This is a genomic window from Candidatus Binataceae bacterium, from assembly GCA_035308025.1.
Classification (GTDB): Bacteria; Desulfobacterota; Binatia; order Binatales; family Binataceae; genus JAJPHI01.
On the sequence record DATGHL010000029.1, the window covers coordinates 106,091 to 126,833 of the forward strand.

General features: G+C 62.6%; 17 protein-coding genes and 5 tRNA genes. All 22 read right to left on the reverse strand.

Going from position 1 to position 20,743, the window contains the following annotated elements:
- The 22 genes from rpsJ to VKS22_08840 all read right to left on the reverse strand — a co-directional run bounded on the left by rpsJ (position 1) and on the right by VKS22_08840 (position 20,663).
- Positions 1-309 (reverse strand): 30S ribosomal protein S10, encoded by a 309-nt coding sequence (rpsJ, locus tag VKS22_08735; protein HLW70696.1) that lies wholly within the window; start codon positions 307-309, stop codon positions 1-3.
- Between the two features lie 40 nt (positions 310-349).
- On the reverse strand, positions 350-1,549 hold the full coding sequence (gene tuf, locus VKS22_08740; GenBank protein HLW70697.1) for an elongation factor Tu: 1,200 nt from the start codon (positions 1,547-1,549) through the stop codon (positions 350-352).
- Positions 1,550-1,625: 76 nt separating this feature from the next.
- Entirely contained in the window at positions 1,626-3,713 is a 2,088-nt protein-coding gene (gene fusA, locus VKS22_08745) for an elongation factor G (protein HLW70698.1), read from the reverse strand.
- Between the two features lie 32 nt (positions 3,714-3,745).
- Positions 3,746-4,216, reverse strand: a complete 471-nt coding sequence (gene rpsG / locus VKS22_08750) for a 30S ribosomal protein S7 (GenBank protein HLW70699.1) — start codon at positions 4,214-4,216, stop codon at positions 3,746-3,748.
- Between the two features lie 61 nt (positions 4,217-4,277).
- Complete coding sequence (gene rpsL / locus VKS22_08755; protein HLW70700.1) at positions 4,278-4,649, reverse strand: 30S ribosomal protein S12; 372 nt, start codon at positions 4,647-4,649, stop codon at positions 4,278-4,280.
- A gap of 205 nt (positions 4,650-4,854) precedes the next feature.
- Positions 4,855-9,165 (reverse strand): DNA-directed RNA polymerase subunit beta', encoded by a 4,311-nt coding sequence (gene rpoC / locus VKS22_08760; GenBank protein HLW70701.1) that lies wholly within the window; start codon positions 9,163-9,165, stop codon positions 4,855-4,857.
- A 137-nt stretch (positions 9,166-9,302) separates the two neighbouring features.
- Positions 9,303-13,424 (reverse strand): DNA-directed RNA polymerase subunit beta, encoded by a 4,122-nt coding sequence (rpoB, locus tag VKS22_08765; GenBank protein HLW70702.1) that lies wholly within the window; start codon positions 13,422-13,424, stop codon positions 9,303-9,305.
- 223 nt (positions 13,425-13,647) lie between these two features.
- Positions 13,648-14,046, reverse strand: coding sequence for a 50S ribosomal protein L7/L12 (gene rplL / locus VKS22_08770; GenBank protein HLW70703.1), 399 nt, complete (start codon positions 14,044-14,046; stop codon positions 13,648-13,650).
- Positions 14,047-14,182: 136 nt separating this feature from the next.
- Positions 14,183-14,791 carry a 50S ribosomal protein L10 gene (gene rplJ / locus VKS22_08775; protein HLW70704.1) on the reverse strand — a complete coding sequence of 203 codons (609 nt, stop codon included), beginning with the start codon at positions 14,789-14,791 and terminating at the stop codon, positions 14,183-14,185.
- A 36-nt stretch (positions 14,792-14,827) separates the two neighbouring features.
- On the reverse strand, positions 14,828-15,541 hold the full coding sequence (rplA, locus tag VKS22_08780; protein HLW70705.1) for a 50S ribosomal protein L1: 714 nt from the start codon (positions 15,539-15,541) through the stop codon (positions 14,828-14,830).
- A 66-nt stretch (positions 15,542-15,607) separates the two neighbouring features.
- The gene (gene rplK, locus VKS22_08785) at positions 15,608-16,033 is read right to left on the reverse strand and encodes a 50S ribosomal protein L11 (GenBank protein HLW70706.1); all 426 of its coding nucleotides are present in this window, start codon (positions 16,031-16,033) and stop codon (positions 15,608-15,610) included.
- Between the two features lie 79 nt (positions 16,034-16,112).
- Positions 16,113-16,682 carry a transcription termination/antitermination protein NusG gene (nusG, locus tag VKS22_08790; GenBank protein HLW70707.1) on the reverse strand — a complete coding sequence of 190 codons (570 nt, stop codon included), beginning with the start codon at positions 16,680-16,682 and terminating at the stop codon, positions 16,113-16,115.
- 107 nt (positions 16,683-16,789) lie between these two features.
- Entirely contained in the window at positions 16,790-16,993 is a 204-nt protein-coding gene (gene secE / locus VKS22_08795) for a preprotein translocase subunit SecE (protein HLW70708.1), read from the reverse strand.
- Between the two features lie 34 nt (positions 16,994-17,027).
- Positions 17,028-17,104 (reverse strand) — tRNA-Trp (locus VKS22_08800).
- Positions 17,105-17,213: 109 nt separating this feature from the next.
- Positions 17,214-17,366, reverse strand: coding sequence for a 50S ribosomal protein L33 (rpmG, locus tag VKS22_08805; GenBank protein ID HLW70709.1), 153 nt, complete (start codon positions 17,364-17,366; stop codon positions 17,214-17,216).
- A 49-nt stretch (positions 17,367-17,415) separates the two neighbouring features.
- A tRNA-Thr gene (locus VKS22_08810) sits at positions 17,416-17,488 on the reverse strand.
- Positions 17,489-17,552: 64 nt separating this feature from the next.
- Positions 17,553-17,628, reverse strand: a tRNA-Gly gene (locus VKS22_08815).
- A 35-nt stretch (positions 17,629-17,663) separates the two neighbouring features.
- Positions 17,664-17,749, reverse strand: a tRNA-Tyr gene (locus VKS22_08820).
- A 32-nt stretch (positions 17,750-17,781) separates the two neighbouring features.
- Positions 17,782-17,854 (reverse strand) — tRNA-Thr (locus VKS22_08825).
- Between the two features lie 78 nt (positions 17,855-17,932).
- Entirely contained in the window at positions 17,933-18,832 is a 900-nt protein-coding gene (gene rlmB, locus VKS22_08830) for a 23S rRNA (guanosine(2251)-2'-O)-methyltransferase RlmB (GenBank protein HLW70710.1), read from the reverse strand.
- 75 nt (positions 18,833-18,907) lie between these two features.
- Positions 18,908-19,318 carry a PaaI family thioesterase gene (locus tag VKS22_08835; protein ID HLW70711.1) on the reverse strand — a complete coding sequence of 137 codons (411 nt, stop codon included), beginning with the start codon at positions 19,316-19,318 and terminating at the stop codon, positions 18,908-18,910.
- Positions 19,319-19,436: 118 nt separating this feature from the next.
- On the reverse strand, positions 19,437-20,663 hold the full coding sequence (locus VKS22_08840; GenBank protein HLW70712.1) for a CoA transferase: 1,227 nt from the start codon (positions 20,661-20,663) through the stop codon (positions 19,437-19,439).
- Positions 20,664-20,743 lie beyond the last annotated feature (80 nt).

Sequence of the window (20,743 nt, forward strand, 5' to 3'; positions counted from 1 at the left end):
CTACTCGAGTTTGATTTCCACGTCCACGCCGGCGGCAAGATCGAGCTTGCCCAGCGCGTCGATAGTCTGTTGGGTCGGTTCGAGCACATCCAGCAGCCGCTTATGCGTGCGAATCTCGAAATGTTCCCGTGATTTCTTGTCCACGTGCGGCGAGCGGTTCACCGTAAAGCGCTCGATCCGGGTCGGCAGCGGAATCGGCCCGGCGACGCGGCCGCCGGTGCGCCGAATCGTATCCACGATCTCGCGCACCGACTGATCGAGCAGCCGGTAGTCGTACGCCTTCAGGCGTATCCGGATCTTTTCGTTCATCCCAGAAGCCACTATGCCAACCTCGTGCTCGCCGCCCGCCTCACTTCAAGACTTTGGCGACGACGCCGGCGCCGACCGTACGCCCGCCCTCGCGGATCGCAAAGCGCAGCCCCTGCTCCATCGCGACCGGCGTGATCAGCTCGCCCACCACATTGATATTGTCGCCGGGCATGACCATCTCAGTCCCTTCGGCGAGCGTCACCACCCCGGTAACGTCGGTGGTGCGGAAGTAGAACTGCGGCCGGTAGCCGTTGAAAAACGGCGTATGGCGGCCGCCCTCTTCCTTGGTCAGAACGTAGATCGAAGATTCGAACTGGGTGTGCGGGGTGATCGACGCCGGATGCGCCAGCACCTGCCCGCGCTCGATCTCTTCGCGCTTGATGCCGCGCAGCAGCACGCCGATATTGTCGCCCGCCTGACCTTCGTCGAGAATCTTGCGGAACATCTCGACGCCGGTGACGACGGTCTTGGCCGTGTCTTTGAAACCGACGATCTCGACTTCCTCGCCGACCTTGACCTTGCCGCGCTCGACCCGGCCGGTAACCACCGTGCCGCGGCCCGAGATCGAAAAGACGTCTTCGATCGGCATCAGGAAAGGCTTCGAAATCTCGCGCTCGGGCTGCGGAATATGGCTGTCGACCGCGTCCATCAGATCGAGGATCGGCTTGCAATTGGGGCAGTCCGCCTTGCCGCAGCCGCATTCCAGCGCCTTCAGCGCGCTGCCGCGGATAACCGGCGTGTCGTCACCCGGAAATTCGTATTTGGTTAGCAGATCGCGAACTTCGAGATCGACCAGGTCGAGCAGCTCGGGGTCGTCAACCATGTCAACCTTGTTCATAAAGACCACGATCGAGGGCACGCCGACCTGCCGCGCAAGCAGAATATGCTCGCGCGTCTGCGGCATCGGGCCGTCGTTCGCGCCGACTACCAGGATCGCGCCGTCCATCTGCGCCGCGCCGGTGATCATGTTCTTGATGTAATCGGCGTGCCCGGGACAATCGACGTGCGCATAATGGCGCTTGGCGGTTTCGTACTCGACGTGCGCGATCGCGATCGTGATCCCGCGCTCGCGCTCTTCCGGCGCCTTGTCGATCTGATCGAAGGCCGTGAACTGGGCGAGCTTTTTCGAGGACAGAACCTTCGTGATCGCCGCGGTCAACGTCGTCTTGCCGTGGTCGATATGTCCGATCGTGCCGACATTGAGATGCGGCTTGGTGCGTTCAAACTTGGCCTTGCCCATGATATGCCCTCCGGTTCTTGACCCCTTTATGCTAAAAGATAGCAGCCTCTAAGCTGAAATTTGACCCGCGTTGCGCTCAAGCGCGCGCTACGCTCTCGCCGCTTGCCCGCGCGGTTAACTCTTCATGCACCTGCTGCGGCACCGGCTCGTAGAGCGCAAACTGCATCGTGTAGGTCGCGCGCCCCTGCGTGATCGAGCGCAGCCTCGTCGCGTAGCCGAACATGGTCGCGAGCGGCACGCGCGCTGCGATCACCTGCGCGCCCGCCCGATTCTCCATCTCGGTGATCTTGCCGCGCCGCGAGTTTAGATCGCCGATCACCTCACCCATGAATTCCTGCGGCGTCACGACTTCGACGTCCATTACCGGTTCGAGCAGCACCGGACGCGCCTTCGCGCAGGCCTCCTTGAAGGCGATCGAGCCGGCAATCTTGAAGGCCAGCTCCGACGAATCGACCTCGTGATACTTGCCGTCCAGCAGCGCCGCCTTCAGATCAACCATCGGATAACCGGCCAGCACGCCGCTCTCCATCGCTTCCTTGATTCCCGCCTCGATCGAGGGGATGAAGTTGCGCGGCACCGAACCGCCCTTGGTTTCATCCTCGAACTCGAAGCCGCTGCCTTTTTCCAGCGGCTCGATGCGGATTTCGACCACGCCGAACTGGCCGTGCCCGCCGGTCTGCCGGACAAAACGCCCTTCGGCCTCGGCCGCCCGCCGGATCGTTTCGCGATAGGCCACCTGCGGCTTGCCGACGTTCGCGTCGACTTTGAACTCACGCAGCATCCGATCAACGATGATCTCCAGATGGAGCTCGCCCATCCCGGCGATCAGGGTCTGCGCGGTCTCGCGGTTGACGCTGACGCGGAACGACGGATCTTCCTTGGCGAGCTTCTGCAGCGCCTCGCCGAGCCGCTCCTGGTCCGCTTTGGTCTTGGGCTCAATCGCGATCTGAATCACCGGTGCCGGAAACTCAATCGCTTCGAGCACCACCGGATGGGCCGGGTCGCACAGCGTATCTCCGGTCGTCGTGTCGCGCAAACCGACCGCGCAGATATCGCCGGCAAAGACCTCGGAAATCTCCTCGCGCTTGTTGGCGTGCATCTTGACCAGCCGCCCGATCCGTTCGCGCCGTCCCTTGGTCGAGTTCAATACCGACGAACCGCTTTCGAGCCGCCCCGAATAGATCCGCATAAAGGTCAGCGTGCCGATATACGGATCGGTCATGATCTTGAAGGCCAGCGCCGAGAAGGGGGCGTCGTCGCGGGGCCAGCGCTCCTCGACCGCGTCGCCGTTCTTGCCGGTGACGGGCGGCTGATCCAGCGGCGACGGCAGATAGTCCACCACCGCGTCGAGCATCGGCTGCACGCCTTTGTTGCGAAACGCCGTGCCCATCAGCACCGGAATCACTTCGATCTTCAGCGCCGCCGCCCGAATCACCGCGCGCAGCACCGCCGGCTCCGGGCTCTTACCCTCGAGAAACAGCTCCATCAGATAATCGTCGTGATCGGCCAGAGTTTCGACCAGCGTGTCCCGCTGCGCCGCCGCCTGTTCTTTCAGATCGTCGGGGATCGGCTCGACGCGATAGTTCGCGCCCAGCCGATCCTCGTCCCAGACCAGTGCGCGCTGCTCGACCAGGTCGATCACCCCGCGGAACTTCTCCTCGTTCCCGATCGGCAGCTGCAACAGCAACGGCTTGGCTCGCAGCTTGTCGCGAATCTCCTGCACCACCCGCTCGTACTCCGCGCCGACCCGATCCATCTTGTTGATGAAGGCGATGCGCGGTACGCGATACTTGTCCGCCTGCCGCCAGACCGTCTCCGACTGTGGCTCGACTCCGCCCACCGCACAGAAGACCGCGACCGCGCCATCGAGCACGCGCAGGCTGCGCTCGACCTCGATCGTGAAATCGACGTGGCCGGGCGTATCGATAATGTTGATCCGGTAGTCGCGCCAGAAACAGGTGGTCGCGGCCGAGGTAATCGTAATCCCGCGCTCCTGCTCCTGCACCATCCAGTCCATCGTCGCGGTGCCTTCATGCACCTCGCCGATTTTGTAGTTGATCCCGGTGTAGTACAGGATGCGCTCGGTGGTAGTCGTTTTACCGGCATCAATGTGCGCCATGATGCCGATATTGCGCACCCGCTCGATTGGTGTTTCGCGCGCCATAGAACTAAAGAATCTAACCCTGAATTCCCGGATTACCAGCGATAGTGCGCAAAGGCCCGGTTGGCCTCGGCCATCCGATGAGTATCTTCGCGCTTTTTCACGGCGCCGCCGCGATTCGCGCCGGCCTCGAGGATTTCGTTGGCCAGCCGCTCGACCATAGATTTCTCGCCGCGCGCCCGCGCCGCCGTCACCATCCAGCGCATCGCCAGCGAGTTGCGCCGCAGCGGCCGCACCTCGACCGGCACCTGGTAGTTCGCGCCGCCGACCCGCCGTGAGCGCACTTCGACCGCCGGCCGCACGTTATCCAGCGCCCGCTTGAAGACCGTCAGGCCGTCCTCTTTGGCGCGCTCGGCAACCAACTCCAGCGCGCCGTAGAAAATCAACTCGGCCGTGGACTTCTTGCCGCGCTCCATCACCACGTTCATGAACTTCGCTACCGTGCGATCATGAAACTTGGGATCCGGGATGGCCTCGCGAACCCGAGCCTGTCCTTTGCGCGACATAAAATTCCTGCTTCGATTCCTACTTCAATGTTTGGCGGCGTAACTGCTTACTGGGCTTTTGTTACTTGGGCTTTTTCGCGCCGTATTTCGAGCGCCCCTTGCGCCGATCGGTGACCCCGATCGAATCCAGCGTCCCGCGGATTACGTGGTAACGCACGCCGGGCAGATCCTTGACGCGACCGCCGCGAATCAGGACCACCGAATGCTCCTGCAGGTTGTGGCCGACGCCCGGAATGTAGGTGTTGACTTCGTAGCCGTTCGAGAGCCGCACCCTCGCGACCTTGCGCAAGGCCGAGTTGGGCTTCTTTGGCGTCGTGGTCTTGACCTGCGTGCAGACCCCGCGCTTCTGTGGCGAGCCCTGCAACGCCGGCGCGGTTTCCTTGTAACGCTTCTTGACGCGCGCTGCGCGAATTAACTGATTAATCGTCGGCACTTTTGCCTTTCTTACTCTTCAAGTTCTTCGGCGCAGCGCCCTGCTGCATCGCCTTTAGTCTGCTGGTCGAATCGCGGTAGCCCATATCAGATGACAGGTTTGGCTATCGCCCGGACGGATCGTTACAAGCGCGTCCCAAGCAAACCCCCAAGGACGCTCGCCCTTGGGGGAAGCATTAAGATGTATATGTATCGCGCCCCGCCTGTCAATTACCGGCCGCGACGACCGCCTCCGCCGGCGCCGGTTGCGTCCCCGGCTCTTCGTCCGCCGGCGCACCTTCCAGCCGGATCTCCTTGCGGTTGTACTCCGCGAGGCCGGTGCCGGCCGGAATCAGCCGGCCCATGATCACGTTCTCCTTGAGCCCGATCAGGCGATCAACCTTGCCGTTGATCGCGGCTTCGGTCAGCACTCGCGTGGTCTCTTGGAACGACGCCGCCGAGATAAAACTCTCGGTCGAGAGCGACGCCTTGGTGATCCCGAGCAGCAGCGGCTCGGCGATCGCCGGCTCGCCGCCCTTCATCAGCACGCGCGAATTCTCCTCGTCAAAGCGCCACTTCTCGGTCTGGTCGCCAACCAGGAACTCCGTGTCGCCGACCTCCTTGATCCGCACCCGCCGCAGCATCTGGCGCACAATCACTTCGATATGCTTGTCGTTGATGCGCACGCCCTGCAGCCGGTAAATCTCCTGGATTTCATCCACCAGGTATTTCGCCAGCGCCTTCTCGCCCAGAATCGTCAGGATGTCGTGCGGATTCGACGAGCCCTCCATCAGCGGCTCGCCGGCGCGAATCATATCGCCCTCATGCACGCCGATATGCTTGCCCTTGGCGATCAGATACTCGCGCGCCTCGCCCACCTCCGGCGTCACGACCACCTTGCGCTTGCCCTTGGTGTCTTTGCCGAAAGAGACCTGGCCGTCGATTTCCGAGATGACGGCGAATTCCTTGGGCTTGCGCGCCTCGAACAGCTCCGCGACGCGCGGCAAGCCGCCCGTGATGTCCTTGGTCTTGGTGGTCTCGCGCGGAATCTTCGCGATGATGTCGCCGGCCTCGACCCGCGCGCCGTCGGCCACGTTGATATACGCGCCGACCGGCAGATGGTAGCGCGCGTATTGCTCGAAGCCGCTCGGCCGCCCCTCACCCGCCGGAATATGCGCGGTCTTGCCGCCGTTGTCCTTGACCGAGATGCGCGGGCGCGCTTCGAGCTCCTTGGATTCGACGATCACGTTGTAGCGCGCGCCCGTGCGGTCGTCGAGCTTTTCCTCCATCGTGCGCCCTTCAAAAATGTCGCCGAACTTAACCACGCCGGCGACTTCGGTCAGGATGGGCGTCGTGTAGGGATCCCACTCGGCGATCAGTTCGCCGGCCTTGACGGCGTCGCCGTCGCGCTTGCGCAGCTTCGCGCCGTAGACCAGCGGATAGCGCTCGCGTTCGCGCTCCCGCCCACCCGCACCCGAGGTCTCCGGCACCACGATTACCGCTTCGCCATGCCGCGACATCACGACCAGCGTCTTCTCGACCTTGCCGCGATCTTCCGTGCGCACTTCCACCGTCTTGACGTTATGCAGCCGCAGCACGCCGTCGTTGCGGGTCTCCAGCGTGGTCTGCTCGGCGCGCCGGCTGGCGGTGCCGCCGATATGGAACGTGCGCATCGTCAGCTGCGTGCCGGGCTCGCCGATCGATTGCGCCGCCATGATCCCGATCGCCTCGCCCATGTTCACCTGATGGCCGCGGCCGAGGTCGCGCCCATAGCACTTCACGCACACACCGCGGCGCGACTGGCAGGTCAGCACCGAGCGGATCTTAATTCGCTCCAGCCCCGCATTTTCGATCGCGACGACCTTGTCCTCGTCGATCATTTCGTTGGCCCGCACCAGCAGTTCATTGTTGAAGGGATCGCGAATCTCCTCGAGCGCCACCCGCCCGAGCACCCGATCGCCGAGCCCTTCGATCACCTCGCCGCCTTCGACCAGCGGCGTCATCTCGATGCCGTCGAGCGTGCCGCAGTCGCCGTCCGTAATAATCGAATCCTGCGCGACGTCCACCAGCCGGCGCGTCAGATAGCCCGAGTTCGCGGTCTTGAGCGCAGTATCCGCGAGCCCCTTGCGCGCGCCGTGCGTCGAGATGAAGTACTGCAGCACGGTCAGCCCTTCGCGGAAGTTTGCCGTAATCGGCGTCTCGATAATCTCGCCCGACGGCTTGGCCATCAGGCCGCGCAACCCCGCCAGCTGGCGAATCTGCTGCTCCGAGCCGCGCGCCCCCGAATCCGCCATAATGAACACCGGATTGAAGGAGTCGCCCGTCACTTCCTTGCCGTCGCGATCTTTGTAGGTCTGGGTCTTGAGTCCCTTGAGCACCGCGCCGCCAATCTCGTCCTGCACCTCCGCCCAGATGTCCACGACCTTGTTGTAGCGCTCGCCATCCGTAATGACGCCGTTGTTGTACTGCTGCTGGATTCCGGCGACCTCTTTTTGCGCCCGCTCAAGCAGATGCTGTTTTTGCGGCGGGATCGTCATGTCCTTGATCGAGATCGAGATGCCCGCCTGGGTCGCAAACTGGAAACCGACGTCCTTCATGCGATCGGCGAAGATGACCGTCGCCTTGTCGCCAGCGCGCCGATACACGATATCGATCAGGTTGCCGAGCTCCTTTTTCTTCATCGTGCGATTGACTTCAGCAAACGGCACTTCCGGCGGCACGATCTCGTACAGCAGGATCCGGCCGACCGTCGTCGCGATCCGCTCAGCATGCGCCGCGCCGTTGCCGGCGTGGCCGTTAGCCTGCACCACTGGCCGGTTTTGATCGCGCTCCGCCGCAGGCCGGCTGTCTTCGTTCTCCTCGCCGGCATGCTTGGCCGGCGTCATCCGCACCGTAATCTTGGCCTGCAGCCCAACCACGCCGTGGTCATACGCGACCCGCACCTCGGCCGGCGACGCGAAAATCTTGCCTTCGCCCTTCGACAGCGGACGCTCGCGCGTCATGTAGTAAAGTCCCAGCACCATGTCCTGCGTCGGCACGATGATCGGTTTGCCCGACGCCGGCGACAGAATATTGTTCGTCGACATCATCAGGGCGCGCGATTCCACCTGCGCTTCAATCGAGAGCGGCACATGCACCGCCATCTGATCGCCGTCGAAGTCCGCGTTGTAGGCCGTGCAGACCAGCGGATGGAGCTGAATCGCCTTGCCCTCGATCAGCACCGGCTCGAACGCCTGAATCCCCAACCGATGCAGCGTCGGTGCGCGGTTGAGCAGCACCGGATGCTCGCGGATGACGTCGTCCAGGATGTCCCAGACGTCCTTGCCCTCCTTCTCGACCATCTTCTTGGCGCTCTTGATCGTCGTGACGTAGCCCTTCTCCTCGAGCTTCGAGTAGATGAAGGGCTTGAACAGCTCGAGCGCCATCTTTTTGGGCAGGCCGCACTGATGGAGCCGCAGCTCGGGTCCCACCACGATTACCGAACGGCCGGAATAATCGACGCGCTTGCCCAGCAGGTTTTGCCGGAAGCGGCCCGATTTGCCTTTGAGCATGTCGGAGAGCGACTTCAACGGCCGCTTGGCCGGCCCGGTGATCGCGCGCCCGCGCCGCCCGTTGTCGAAGAGCGCGTCTACCGCCTCCTGCAACATGCGCTTTTCGTTGCGCACGATGATGTCGGGGGCGTTCAGCTCGATCAGCCGCTTTAACCGGTTGTTACGATTTATTACTCGCCGGTAGAGATCGTTGAGGTCCGACGTCGCGAAGCGCCCGCCGTCCAGCGGCACCAGCGGCCGCAGGTCCGGCGGAATCACTGGCAGGATGCGCAGGATCATCCACTCCGGCTCGTTGCCCGATTCGCGGAAGGCGTTGACCACCTTGAGCCGCTTGGCGGTCTTCTTGCGCCGCGCCTCGCTCGCCGTCGCCTTCATCTCCGCCCGCAGCTCTTCCGCCAGCTCGTCGAGCTTGAGCTGGCTCAGCAGCACGCGGATCGCTTCGGCCCCCATGTCGGCCGTGAAGCCCTCGCCGTACAGCTCGCGCGCCTCGCGGTATTTCTTCTCGGTCAGCAGCTCGCGGTATTGCAGCGGGGTCTCGCCCGCGTCGAGCACGATGTAGCTCTCGAAGTAGAGAATCTTCTCGAGCTCCTTCAGCGTCATGTCGAGCAGCACGCCAATTCGCGACGGCAGCGAGCGCAGGAACCAGATGTGCGCCACCGGCGCCGCCAAATCGATATGGCCCATCCGCTCGCGCCGCACCTTCGACTGGATCACTTCGACGCCGCACTTCTCGCACACCACGCCGCGATGGCGCATGCGCTTGTACTTGCCGCAATTGCACTCGTAATCCTTGGTCGGCCCGAAAATCTTCGCGCAGAACAGCCCGTCGCGCTCCGGCTTGAAAGTCCGATAGTTGATGGTTTCCGGCTTCTTGACCTCGCCGTGCGACCATGACCGGATTAGTTCCGGCGACGCGATCGCTATCCGGATAGCGTTGAAGGAAAGGGGATTCTTCGGCTTTTCAAATACCCCGAAAAGATCTTCCATAACTGCTTACTCTCCTTCTGCTACATGCTGCTGACGTTGTGTCTCAGCGAGATTCGACCGATCGGACGTCCTACCGAGTCCACGCCCCGTCCCGCGGCGAAAGCCGGCGCGCTGCCGTAAGCGCAGGTGCGGATGCACTAAATCCGCTCCCCGTGCTCGAGCAACTCGACATTGAGGCACAGTGACTGCAGCTCCTTGACCATGACGTTGAACGACTCCGGCAAGCCCGGCTCCAGCGTGTTCTCGCCCTTGACGATCGCCTCGTACATCCGCGTGCGCCCGGCCACGTCGTCGGACTTCACCGTCAGCATCTCCTGCAGCGTATAGGCCGCGCCGTAGGCCTCGAGCGCCCACACTTCCATCTCGCCCAGACGCTGCCCGCCGAACTGCGCCTTGCCGCCCAGCGGCTGCTGCGTCACCAGGCTGTACGGCCCGGTCGAGCGCGCGTGAATCTTGTCCTCGACCAGATGATGCAGCTTGATGATGTACATCACGCCGACCGTCACCGGCTGCTCGAAGGGCTCGCCCGTGCGCCCGTCGTAGAGCGTGCACTGGCCGCTTTCGGGCAGGCCGGCCTTCTTGAGCAACGCGAAGATCTCCTCCTCGCGCGCGCCGTCGAACACCGGCGAAGCCGTGTAGATGCCGTTACGGGCCTTCTCCGCCAGCTGTTTGATCGCGGCGTCGTCGGCCTCGTCAATCAACCCTTGGTAGTCCTTGTCCGGATAGAGCTCGCGCACCCGCTTGCGCAGTTGCGCCGGCGTGATCCCGTTGCTCGCGTCGGCGTAGAGCTTGCGCCCCAGTTCGAGCGCCGCCCAGCCCAGATGGGTCTCCAGAATCTGCCCGACATTCATCCGCGAGGGCACCCCCAGCGGATTCAGCACGATATCCACCGGCGTGCCGTCTTCGAGCCGCGGCATATCCTCGCCCGGTAGGATGCGCGAGAGCACGCCCTTGTTGCCGTGCCGTCCCGCCATCTTATCGCCAACCTGCAGCCGCCGCTTGATTGCGACGAACACCTTGATCATCTTGATCACGCCCGGCGCCAGCTCGTCGCCCGCCTTCACGCGGTCGATTTTGGCCCCGTAATGGTCCTGGATCTCCTTGACCTTGGCGCTCATCGCCTCGATCGTCTCGCTGATGTCGGCCTGCGTAGTCTCCTGCTCGACGCGTAGCTGGCCCCACAACGGCACGGCCAGTTCATCGAGCTCCTCCGCCGTGATGTCGTCGCCCTTGTTGAAGAGCACGCGCCGCTCATCCGACATCACCCGCGCCGCCAGCTTCTTGCCCGCCAGCGCGCGCTTGAGCTTGCGCAGCGCCTCGCCGCGCACGATCCGGATCTCTTCGGTTTCGTCGGTCTTGAGCTTCTCGACCTCGAGCGTCTGAATCTCCTGCGAGCGGTCGTCGCGCGCGACCCCGCGCCGCGCAAACACCCGCGCGTCAATCACCGCGCCTTCGACCCCGGGCGGCACCCGCAGCGAGGTGTCGCGCACCTCGCCGGCCTTCTCGCCGAAAATCGCCCGCAACAGCTTCTCTTCGGGAGAAAGCTGGGTCTCGCCCTTGGGCGTGATCTTGCCGACCAGGATGTCCCCCGGACGCACCTCCGCGCCAATCCGGATGATCCCGCTGGTATCGAGGTCCTTGAGCGCCTCCTCGCCGACATTCGGGATGTCGCGCGTGATCTCCTCGGGCCCCAGCTTGGTGTCGCGCGCGATACATTCGAATTCCTCGATATGCACCGAGGTAAACAGATCCTCGCGCACCACGCGCTCCGAAATCAAAATCGAATCCTCGAAGTTGTAGCCGCCCCACGGCATGAAAGCGACCAGCACGTTGCGCCCCAACGCCAGTTCACCCATATCGGTCGAGGGCCCGTCAGCTACGATATCGCCCGCTGTCACCCGTTCGCCTTTGACCACGATCGGGCGCTGATTGATGCAGGTGTTCTGATTCGAGCGCTGGTATTTGACCAGGTTGTAGATGTCCACGCCGGCGTCGCGCGCGTCGCGTCCCGAACGATCGGCGCGCACCACGATCCGTTCGGCGTCCACGCTTTCGACGACCCCGTCACGCCGCGCGATCGTGGTCACGCCCGAGTCGCGGCCGACCGTCCGCTCGAGTCCGGTGCCGACCAGCGGCGCTTCGGTCTTGAGCAGCGGCACCGCCTGCCGCTGCATGTTCGAGCCCATCAGCGCGCGGTTGGCGTCGTCGTTCTCCAGAAACGGAATCAATGAGGCCGCCACCGAGACCAACTGGTTCGGCGAGACGTCCATGTATTGGACTTCCTCCCGCCGCACCATCGTGAACTCGCCGCCGATCCGCGCCGAGACCATCTCGTTCTCGAAACGTCCGTGCGCATCGATCGGCGCGTTGGCCTGCGCGATCACCTTGTCTTCTTCGTCCAGCGCCGACAGATACTTGATCCGCTCGCTGACGCGTGTGTTCTCAACTTCCCGATAGGGCGTCTCGATAAAGCCGTAATCGTTGACCCGCGCGTAGGTCGAGAGCGCCGCGATCAGTCCGATATTCGGCCCTTCCGGCGTTTCAATCGGGCACACGCGCCCGTAGTGCGTCGGATGGACGTCGCGGACCTCGAAGCCGGCCCGCTCCCGCGTCAGCCCGCCTGGTCCTAACGCCGACAGCCGCCGCTTATGCGCAATCTCCGACAGCGGATTGGTCTGATCCATGAATTGCGAAAGCTGCGATGACCCGAAAAACTCCTTGATTACCGCCGACGCCGGCTTGTAATTCACCAGCTCCTGCGGCATCAGCGTCTCGATATCCTGCAGGCTCATCCGCTCTTTGATCGCCCGCTCCATCCGCACCAGTCCGATGCGGAACTGATTCTCGACCAGCTCACCGACCGCGCGCACCCGCCGATTCCCCAGATGATCGATATCGTCAATCTGATGGTCCTCGGCGCCGTTTTTGAGCTCGATCAGGTAGCGCACGACCTCCAGGATGTCCTCGCGCCGCAGCGTCCCCTGATCGAGCGGCACGTGACTGGCGTTCTTGAACAGCTTGAAGTTGAGCTTGAGCCGGCCGACCTTCGAGAGATCGTAACGCTCCGGGTTAAAAAACAGATTGTTGAAAAAGGTCGTCGCGGTCTGCAACGTCGGCGGATCGCCCGGCCGCAGCCGCCGGTAAATCTCGATGATCGCCTCGTCCGGCGTGTTGAGCTTGTCCTGCCCCAGCGTCAACCGCAGCGGCCCCCCGCCCGCCTGATCTTCCGTGAAGAGCACTTCGATCTGCTTGACCCCGTGGCTCTTGAGCGCCTCGATCGTCGCCTCTGTCAGCTCGTCGTTGCACTGCACCAGCACTTCGCCGTTGGTCGTATCGACCACGTCGTGCGCCGAGATCCGCCCGATCACCTCTTCGAGTGCGATCGGAATCTCGCTGACGCGCCCCTGCTCGAGCTGCCGGATTACCGCCTTGTTGAACTTGCGCCCCTCGCGCGCAATCACCTCGCCCTGCCGATCCTTGATCTCCAGCGAGATCCGCGAGCCCAGCAGCTGCTCCGGGATAAACTGTTTGGCCAGCTCCTTGCCGTCCAGGATGATGACGTCTTTTTTGTAGAAATAGTTGAGCAGGTCCTCGGTCGTCATCCCGAGCGCGCGCAACGGCACCGTCGCCGGAAACTTCCGCCGCCGGTCGATCCGCACGTAGAGCACGTCGCGCGGATCGAACTCGAAATCGATCCAGCTCCCGCGATACGGGATCACCCGCGCCGAGTAGAGCAGCTTGCCGGTCGAATGCGTGCGCCCCTTATCATGCTCGAAAAAAACTCCGGGCGAGCGATGGAGTTGCGACACGATCACGCGTTCCGTGCCGTTAACCATGAACGTGCCGTTGGTCGTCATCAGCGGAATCTCGCCGAAATAGACCTCCTGCTCCTTGACGTTCTTGATCGAGCGCCGCCCGCTCTCGACATCCCAGATGACCAACTGAATCTTGACCTTGAGCGGCGCCGCATAGGTCATGCCGCGCTGATGGCATTCGTCGACGTCGTATTTCGGCTCGCCCAGTTCGTAACTGACGAATTCGAGCGAAGCGGTCTCGTTGAAATCCTTAATCGGAAAAACTGACTTGAAAACCGCCTGCAAGCCGGTATCGGTCCGGTTCTCGGCCAGCACGCCAGCCTGAAGGAATTCATCGTAAGAGCGCTTCTGAATCTCGATCAGATTCGGAATCTCGATAATCTTCTTGATCTTCCCGAAAGACCGCCGGAAGCGAAGATTGCTCGTAACCTGCGACTGCGCCATTGGTACCTCATCCGGCCGCCGCTCGAGGAGCGCCGCGCCGCCGGGTGTGTTAGCGGCTGTTTAAGAATATCGCGCACGCACCATCACGGCGCGTGCGTCGGAAATCCCCCGCTTCGAATTGCGTAAACGGGCAAACGGCCGCCGCGCTGACGGAGAATACCGCCTGCGCTGCCGCTCACCGTTCTATGATGCCCGGACTGAACTGCCAAAAAAGCGCCGGCTCCTACTTCAACTCGACTCCGCCCCCGACATCTTCAAGCTTCTTTTTGATCTCCTCCGCCTCGGCCTTGTTGACGCCTTCCTTGACCGCCTTCGGCGCGCCGTCCACCAGGTCTTTGGCCTCTTTGAGTCCCAACCCGGTCAGCTCACGCACGACTTTGATCACCTGGATCTTCTTGTCGCCCGCCGCTGTCAACATCACGGTAAACTCGTCCTTCTCAGCCGCCGGCGCCGCCGCCGCGGCTCCCGCCGCACCCGGCGCAGCCACCATCGCGACCGGCGCCGCCGCCGACACTCCAAGCTCTTGTTCGAGCTCTTTGACGAGGGCCGCTGCATCTAACAGGCTCAGATTTTTGAGATAATCCTTGACCTGATCGCGGCTTAACGATCCTGCTTCTTCCATCTTCCCTCTGTCTCCTTCCAATCAATAAGCGCCGCGCGGACGATGTGGGAGCGCCTCGCGACTATCAAACAAACCGCTTTCAAACAAACCGCTTTCTCGAACTAAACCTTGCTCCAAATTACTTCGACGATATTTCTTATGCCTGCCCAGTTGTTTCCGCTTCGACCGGCGCAGCATCAGCCCCGACGCCCTCCGCAGGAACCGTGGGCGCCGCGTCCGCCACTGCGCTTTCGCCGGCTTTCTTGCCGATCGCGTCGATCAGCCGTGCCAACCCCGACGCCGGCTCATTCAGCAGCCGCACGAGCTGCGTCGCAGGCGCCTGCAGCAGGCCCAGTAGCTGTCCGAAGATCACCTCGCGCGCCGGCAACTGCGCCAACGCCGCGATCTCCTCCGCCGTCAACGGCTTGCCGTCGAGCACGCCGCCCCGCACCTTGAACTTCTCGCCCAGATCCTTGAACGAACCGACCGTCTTGGCCAGCTCGACCGGATTGGTGTAGCTCACGATAAGCCCGATCGGCCCGCCAAGGCTGGTTTCGAGCGCGGCGAAGGCCGTCTGCTTGATCGCCAGCCGCATCAAGGTGTTTTTCGCCACCTGCAACTCGCTGTCGATCGCGCGCAGCCGCCGGCGCATGTCGTCCGATTCACCCGCGGTCATCCCACGATGCTCCGCCAGCAGCGCCATTTTGGCCCGCCCCAGGTTCGCCGTCAGCCGTTGAACGATTTCGGTCTTTTGCTCTTTCTTCATCGCGATCGCTTTCTATCGGGGTCTGCGGACCACCGCCTACGCGGCCGCCGCAGCGCCCGTGCGGGCCGCACTGGCCGTATCGACGCGAACGCCTGGACCCATGGTTGACGAGACTGCGACGCTCTTTACGTAATTGCCCTTGGCGGTCGAGGGCTTCGAACGGGCAATCGCGCCCAACAGCGCATGAGCATTCTCGGCCAGCTTCTCGCCGCCAAAACTGATCTTGCCGATCCGCACGTGGACCACGCCAGCCTTGTCAACCCGATAATCAACCTTGCCGGCCTTGACCTCCTGCACCGCCTTCGCGACATCGAAGGTAACGGTCCCGACGCGTGGATTCGGCATCAGGCCGCGCGGCCCCAGAATCTTGCCGATTCGCCCGACCGCGCCCATGATATCCGGCGTCGCGATTACCCGATCGAAATCCAGCCAGTTCTCTTCCTGGATCTTCTTGATCAAGTCCTCGCCGCCGACGAAGTCTGCGCCCGCATCACGCCCCTCTTTTTCTTTCTCACCCTTGGCCAGCACCAGCACCCGAAAAACCTTGCCGGTGCCGTTGGGCAGCACTACCGTGCCGCGAACGTTCTGATCGGCTTGCCGCGGATCGACGCCCAACCGCACCGCCAGCTCGACCGTCTCGTCGAACTTCGCGACTTTGTTCGCGACGACTAACGCCAGCGCCTCTTCGAGCGGATAGCGCTTTTCCTGATCAACATTCTTCGCCGCGTTGGCGTATTTCTTTCCAGCCATTTTTTTCAGCGTCCTTATCTCGATGCGCCCAGTCTCGACGATCCCGTTTCCGAGCCTCGGCCCCCCTCACTCCGCTATTTCGATCCCCATCGAGCGCGCCGTACCCTCAACCGTCTTCATCGCTGCGGCGACGTCGCGCGCCGACAAATCCTTCGACTTGGTCTTGGCGATCTCCTCGACCTGTTTGCGCGAGACCTTGCCGACCTTGTTCTTGTTCGGTGTCGGCGAACCCTTTTCGAGTCCCGCCGCCTTCAGCAACAATATCGACGCTGGCGGACTCTTGGTGACAAAGGTGAAGGAGCGATCGGCGTAAACCGTCACGATCACCGGAATCACCAGCCCCTGCATCGCCTGGGTCTGGGCGTTGAAGGACTTGCAGAACTCCATGATATTCACCCCGCGCTGACCCAGCGCAGGGCCCACCGGCGGCGACGGATTCGCCGCCCCAGCCGGGATTTGCAGTTTAATCTGCCCGGTTATCTTTTTTGACATTCTCTTATTCGCGCTGCCGACGTCTTAGCGGCGCCATTGGCCGCCGTTCGCACTCCCCCGAGAGCAACTGCACGGTCCCTTACGACTTCTCTACCTGCACGAACTCCAGCTCGACCGGGGTGGCCCGGCCAAAAATCGAAATCAGCACGCGGACCTTGCCCTTCTCCGGCCGGACTTCCTCGACCGTGCCGTTGAAATCCTGAAAGGGGCCGTTGATCACCTTGACCGCCTCGCCGACCTCGAACAGCACCTTGGGCTTCGGCCGCAGCGCCCCTTCCTCCATCTGCTGGCGGATCGCCATGACTTCGGACTCGGGAACTTCCGGCGGCGTCGTCGCATGACCGACGAAGCCGGTCACCTTCGGCGTATTCTTGACCACGTGCCAGGTCTCTTCGTCGAGCTGCATGTTGACGAACATGTAGCCCGGAAAAAACTTGCGGCTCGAGACCTTGCGCTCGCCCCCCTTGCCCAGCTCCTGCACCCGCTCGACCGGCACCACCACGTCGCCGAATTTGTCCTCGACCTTAAGCGAGCGTACCCGCTCTTCGAGCGCCGCCTTGGCCTTCTGCTCGAAGCCTGAGTAGGTGTGCACGATGTACCATTTCTTGCCCGCGGCCGGCGTGGGCTCGATACTCGCTGCGTCCGCCATATGATCAGCCAATTTTTGCGCAGCCTCTAAGCAAACTCTTGATGACTTCCGCCCCGCACTGACACGCCGCGCGTCAGCCTAACTTTTCCGTCGGCCCGACCTTTACCTCAACCCAGCATCCAGCGGACCGCGTGGGTTGCCACCATGTCGGCCATTCCGAGCCACAGCGCAATCACCAGCGTCAGCCCCACCACCACCAGCGTCGCCTGCATAGTTTCGCGCGGCGACGGAAAGTGGACCTTGGATAGCTCTGTCCAGGATTCCTGGACAAACGTCGTGCCCTGTTCGAGGTAACTTTTAAGATTAGCCATTTTCAATCACGCATTCAAGGGAGGCTGCTAAGTCTGGCGGGCCAGGCAGGATTCGAACCTGCAACCCCCGGATTTGGAGTCCGATGCTCTGCCAATTAGAGCTACTGACCCTCCCGATGCTCATCGGACGCTGTTTCTATCCGTGCGCTCCCGTTCGATCAACTTCGCTCGATCAACCTCTGCCCGACTCGGTTTGCAATTCTGCCTTCTGCCGGGCCAACTATACTTTGACCTCTTTATGCGCGGTATGACTCCGGCAACTGGGGCAGAATTTCTTAATCTCCAATTTTTCCGTCTGCCGCTTCTTGTTCCGGCTGGTCGTGTAGTTGCGCCGTTTACAGCCGTCGCATTGCAGTCCGATCAAGTCTCTCATGCTCAACCTGCCTCGCCGCCAAAGTTGACGGCCGATTTTTATTTGCGCAAGCCCACGACGGGAATCGAACCCATGACCTCTTCCTTACCAAGGAAGTGCTCTACCGGCTGAGCTACGTGGGCAAGTCCTTTTTCCGCCTATCCCTACCAGTTCATCGCGATCGGCGCGTAACCATCCGCCGGAAATTGGAGCGGGAAACGGGATTCGAACCCGCGACCCCGAGCTTGGAAGGCTCGCGCTCTACCAACTGAGCTATTCCCGCTCTCCCGGCCGCCCTGATCTCACGCGCCGTAAATTTGGTGGAGAGGGGAGGATTCGAACCTCCGAAGGCATTAGCCGGCAGATTTACAGTCTGCTCCATTTGGCCACTCTGGAACCTCTCCGGACATGCCTCCGCCTCGGGTCTGCAACGCGCAGCCGATGGCGAGAGTCGAACTCGCGACCTACTGATTACAAGTCAGTTGCTCTACCAACTGAGCTACATCGGCCCCGATAACGAAACCGACCCCGAAACCCACCTTTTTATTCAGCCGGTCGGCGCCTGTCAACCGACGTTGCCCTTGCGATTATATGCCGGATGCGGCGTCTGAGGCGCTTGCATCGCCCCCACCTGCGTCACCGCGATCCCGCCGCCGTCCGATCTCGAACAGGGTCACCGCCGCCGCGACCGAGACGTTGAGCGAGCCGACCCGGCCCCGCATCGGGATACTGACGACGAAATCGGCGTTGCTCTTGACGATTTCGCGCACCCCGCGATCCTCCGAACCCAGCACGATCGCGAGCCGCCGCGTGACGTCCACTTCGTACAGCGGCGTATCGCCGTGGGGCGCCAGCGCCACCACCCAGTAACCCTGCGCCTTGAGCGCTTCGAGCGTCTGCGCGACATTACCGCAGCGCGCGATCTGCAGATGAATCCAGGCACCCGCCGAGGCCTTGACCGCGGCTGGGGTCACGCCGCTGGTGCGATCGCGAGCCAGGACGATTCCGCGCACTCCGGCGCACTCCGCCGAGCGCATGATCGCGCCCAGGTTGCGCGGATCCGTCACGCCATCGACAATGAGCAGCGGATCGGGCTTTTGCTCGAGCAATTGCTCCAGCGGTGCATAACTGTACTCCCGCACCGTCGCGATAATTCCCTGATGACGCCCCTCGGACCCGGCCATCCGCGCGAGATCGGCATCTTCCGCCTTGACCACGCGGCCACCGGCTTCCCGTACGGCTTCGATCTCGCCACCGAAGCGCTCGTAGGCGCCGCTCTTCACGAACAACGCCTGGATCGCCGCCGGCGACGCGGCGATCAGCTCGCGCACCGGCTCGACGCCAAAGATAATCTCACCCTGCGCCGCGCGGGGCGGCTGCGGCGCTCTGCGCTCGGGACCGCCGCGCACCGGCCGCGGTCCGTTATGCGGTCGCGGCACAGTCGAATCCTGGGTCGAATTGAAGCGCCGCCGTCCACGATTTCTCATCTATACGAACAATCCCGCGAAGGCTTGCGCACCCCCCCGCTGCCTTTACCTCGACTGCTTTTAAGCCGGCCGCCCTTAAGCTGGCTGCGGTTCCAGCACCATCTGAGTTTGGGTCACGATCCCGAGCAGCCGGCCGTTCTGACCGCTAATCCGCGTCTGCCAGACCATCGTGCGCTTGCCACGATGGATCGCGACGCATTCCGCAGTAACCGTCGTTCCGACCGGCGCCGGCGCCAGAAAATTGGTCTTCGATTCGATCGTCGTCGTTCCTGCGCCACCGGTCAAATTCAGCACGGTCGCGCAGGCGCCCAGCATATCCGCCAGCGCCATCAGTGCGCCACCATGCAGCACTGCCGGAATCGTGCAGAGGTCTTCCCGCACGCGCATCTGCGCAGCAACGCGCTCAGGACTCGCGAAGGTCAGCTCAATCCCGAGCAGCTTCGCAAACGGCAAATTCTGCTCGCGCAGCGTTTCTAACGCATCCATCACTCGCTCCCTAATCTGACCTGCTCGCCGACGATGATTCAGACGCGCATCCGCCGAACCGATCATCACCCGGTCGCAACTTGTAGTCCACACCGAAACCACCGTCTGTTATCCGCAGCTAGCGCGGCAGGTGGCGCAACACGCCCTCGCGTTCGAGCCGGTTCACCTCTTCGGGAGAGTAGTCGAGGTACGACGTCAGAATCGTGCCGTTATGCTCGCCCAGAAAGGGCGCTTCCAGTTCGAGCCGCTGTGGAAAAGCGGAAAACCGCAGCGGAAAACCGGGAATCTGAAACTCGCCAAGCACCCGATCGTGCACCGTCTGCACGGTTTGCCGCTCGACCAGATGGGGATGACGCATCGCCTGCTCGACGCTCAGCACCGGCGCCGACGGCAGCCGCGCCGCACGCAACACCTCGACCGCCGCCTGATCATTAGGGAAGGACTGCAGCCATTTCTCTATCACCACGATGATTTCGCTGCGATTCTTTACTCGATTCGCGACGTCGACAAAGCGCGGGTCGCGCGCCAGCTCCGGACAGCCCATCAGCTCGCACAGCTTGGCCCAATGATGGTCCAGCCAGGCAAAGACAAAAATATAGCCCTCGCGCGCCTTGAACATCCCGGCCGGCGCCAGAATCGAATAATGCAGCCCCGTGCGGACCGGCTTGGCCGCGCCGCCGCTCGCGCTAATCGACTGCACCCAGATGTCATGAAAGTGAAAATAAGCATCCACCAGCGAAATATCCAGATGCTGCCCCTCGCCGGTGCGCTCGCGATGCAACAACGCGCACGCGATCGCCGCCAGCCCATGCACTCCCGTCGAGACGTCGCCGATCGCGAGCATCGGCGGAAAGTGCGCTCCGCCCTCCTCCCCGCTGAGCGACGTCACGCCCGCATACGCCTGCCCCATGAAATCGTAGCCGGTGTCCTGGGACAACGGCCCCTGCTGCCCGAAGGTCGAGACTGAGCACATGATGATTTTCGGATTCAGTTGGCGCACGGTTTCGTAGCCGAAGCCCATCCGCGCGATCACGCCCGGCGCGAAGTTCTCGACCAGCACATCCATCTTGGGAATCAGGTCGCGAATGATCTTCTTCCCTTCCTCGTTACGGGCATCGAGACAGAGGCTCTGCTTGCCGCGATTCTGTTGCACGAAGTAGCCGCTGCGTTGATCTTTCACAAAGGGCATCCCGCGCGAGCGATCGCCGTCGGGCGCCAGCTCGACCTTGATTACCTCGGCGCCCATCTCGGTCATCAGCTTGGTGACCGTCGGGCCGGCCACAAACTGGGTAAAGTCCAGCGCCTTGTAGCCGTCGAGCACGTGCTTCGGCCCATTCGTCGGCATGGTGAAATCCTCCCGCTGATTTGTCGCGATTCTGCCGATCCTTATTGCACCTCAAGCCAGGCTTGCCAACGGCGCTCCGC

Excerpts from the sequence above, each read along its gene's own strand:
- VKS22_08840 (HLW70712.1), bottom strand. The coding sequence starts at position 20,663 with ATGCCGACGAATGGGCCGAAGCACGTGCTCGACGGCTACAAGGCGCTG.
- rplJ (HLW70704.1), bottom strand. The coding sequence starts at position 14,791 with ATGAAGAAAGAGCAAAAGACCGAAATCGTTCAACGGCTGACGGCGAAC.
- rpmG (HLW70709.1), bottom strand. The coding sequence starts at position 17,366 with ATGAGAGACTTGATCGGACTGCAATGCGACGGCTGTAAACGGCGCAAC.
- rplK (HLW70706.1), bottom strand. The coding sequence starts at position 16,033 with ATGTCAAAAAAGATAACCGGGCAGATTAAACTGCAAATCCCGGCTGGG.
- rpoC (HLW70701.1), bottom strand. The coding sequence starts at position 9,165 with ATGGAAGATCTTTTCGGGGTATTTGAAAAGCCGAAGAATCCCCTTTCC.
- rlmB (HLW70710.1), bottom strand. The coding sequence starts at position 18,832 with ATGAGAAATCGTGGACGGCGGCGCTTCAATTCGACCCAGGATTCGACT.
- secE (HLW70708.1), bottom strand. The coding sequence starts at position 16,993 with ATGGCTAATCTTAAAAGTTACCTCGAACAGGGCACGACGTTTGTCCAG.
- tuf (HLW70697.1), bottom strand. The coding sequence starts at position 1,549 with ATGGGCAAGGCCAAGTTTGAACGCACCAAGCCGCATCTCAATGTCGGC.
- fusA (HLW70698.1), bottom strand. The coding sequence starts at position 3,713 with ATGGCGCGCGAAACACCAATCGAGCGGGTGCGCAATATCGGCATCATG.
- VKS22_08835 (HLW70711.1), bottom strand. The coding sequence starts at position 19,318 with ATGGATGCGTTAGAAACGCTGCGCGAGCAGAATTTGCCGTTTGCGAAG.
- rplL (HLW70703.1), bottom strand. The coding sequence starts at position 14,046 with ATGGAAGAAGCAGGATCGTTAAGCCGCGATCAGGTCAAGGATTATCTC.
- rpsG (HLW70699.1), bottom strand. The coding sequence starts at position 4,216 with ATGTCGCGCAAAGGACAGGCTCGGGTTCGCGAGGCCATCCCGGATCCC.
- nusG (HLW70707.1), bottom strand. The coding sequence starts at position 16,682 with ATGGCGGACGCAGCGAGTATCGAGCCCACGCCGGCCGCGGGCAAGAAA.
- rpsJ (HLW70696.1), bottom strand. The coding sequence starts at position 309 with ATGAACGAAAAGATCCGGATACGCCTGAAGGCGTACGACTACCGGCTG.
- rpoB (HLW70702.1), bottom strand. The coding sequence starts at position 13,424 with ATGGCGCAGTCGCAGGTTACGAGCAATCTTCGCTTCCGGCGGTCTTTC.
- rplA (HLW70705.1), bottom strand. The coding sequence starts at position 15,541 with ATGGCTGGAAAGAAATACGCCAACGCGGCGAAGAATGTTGATCAGGAA.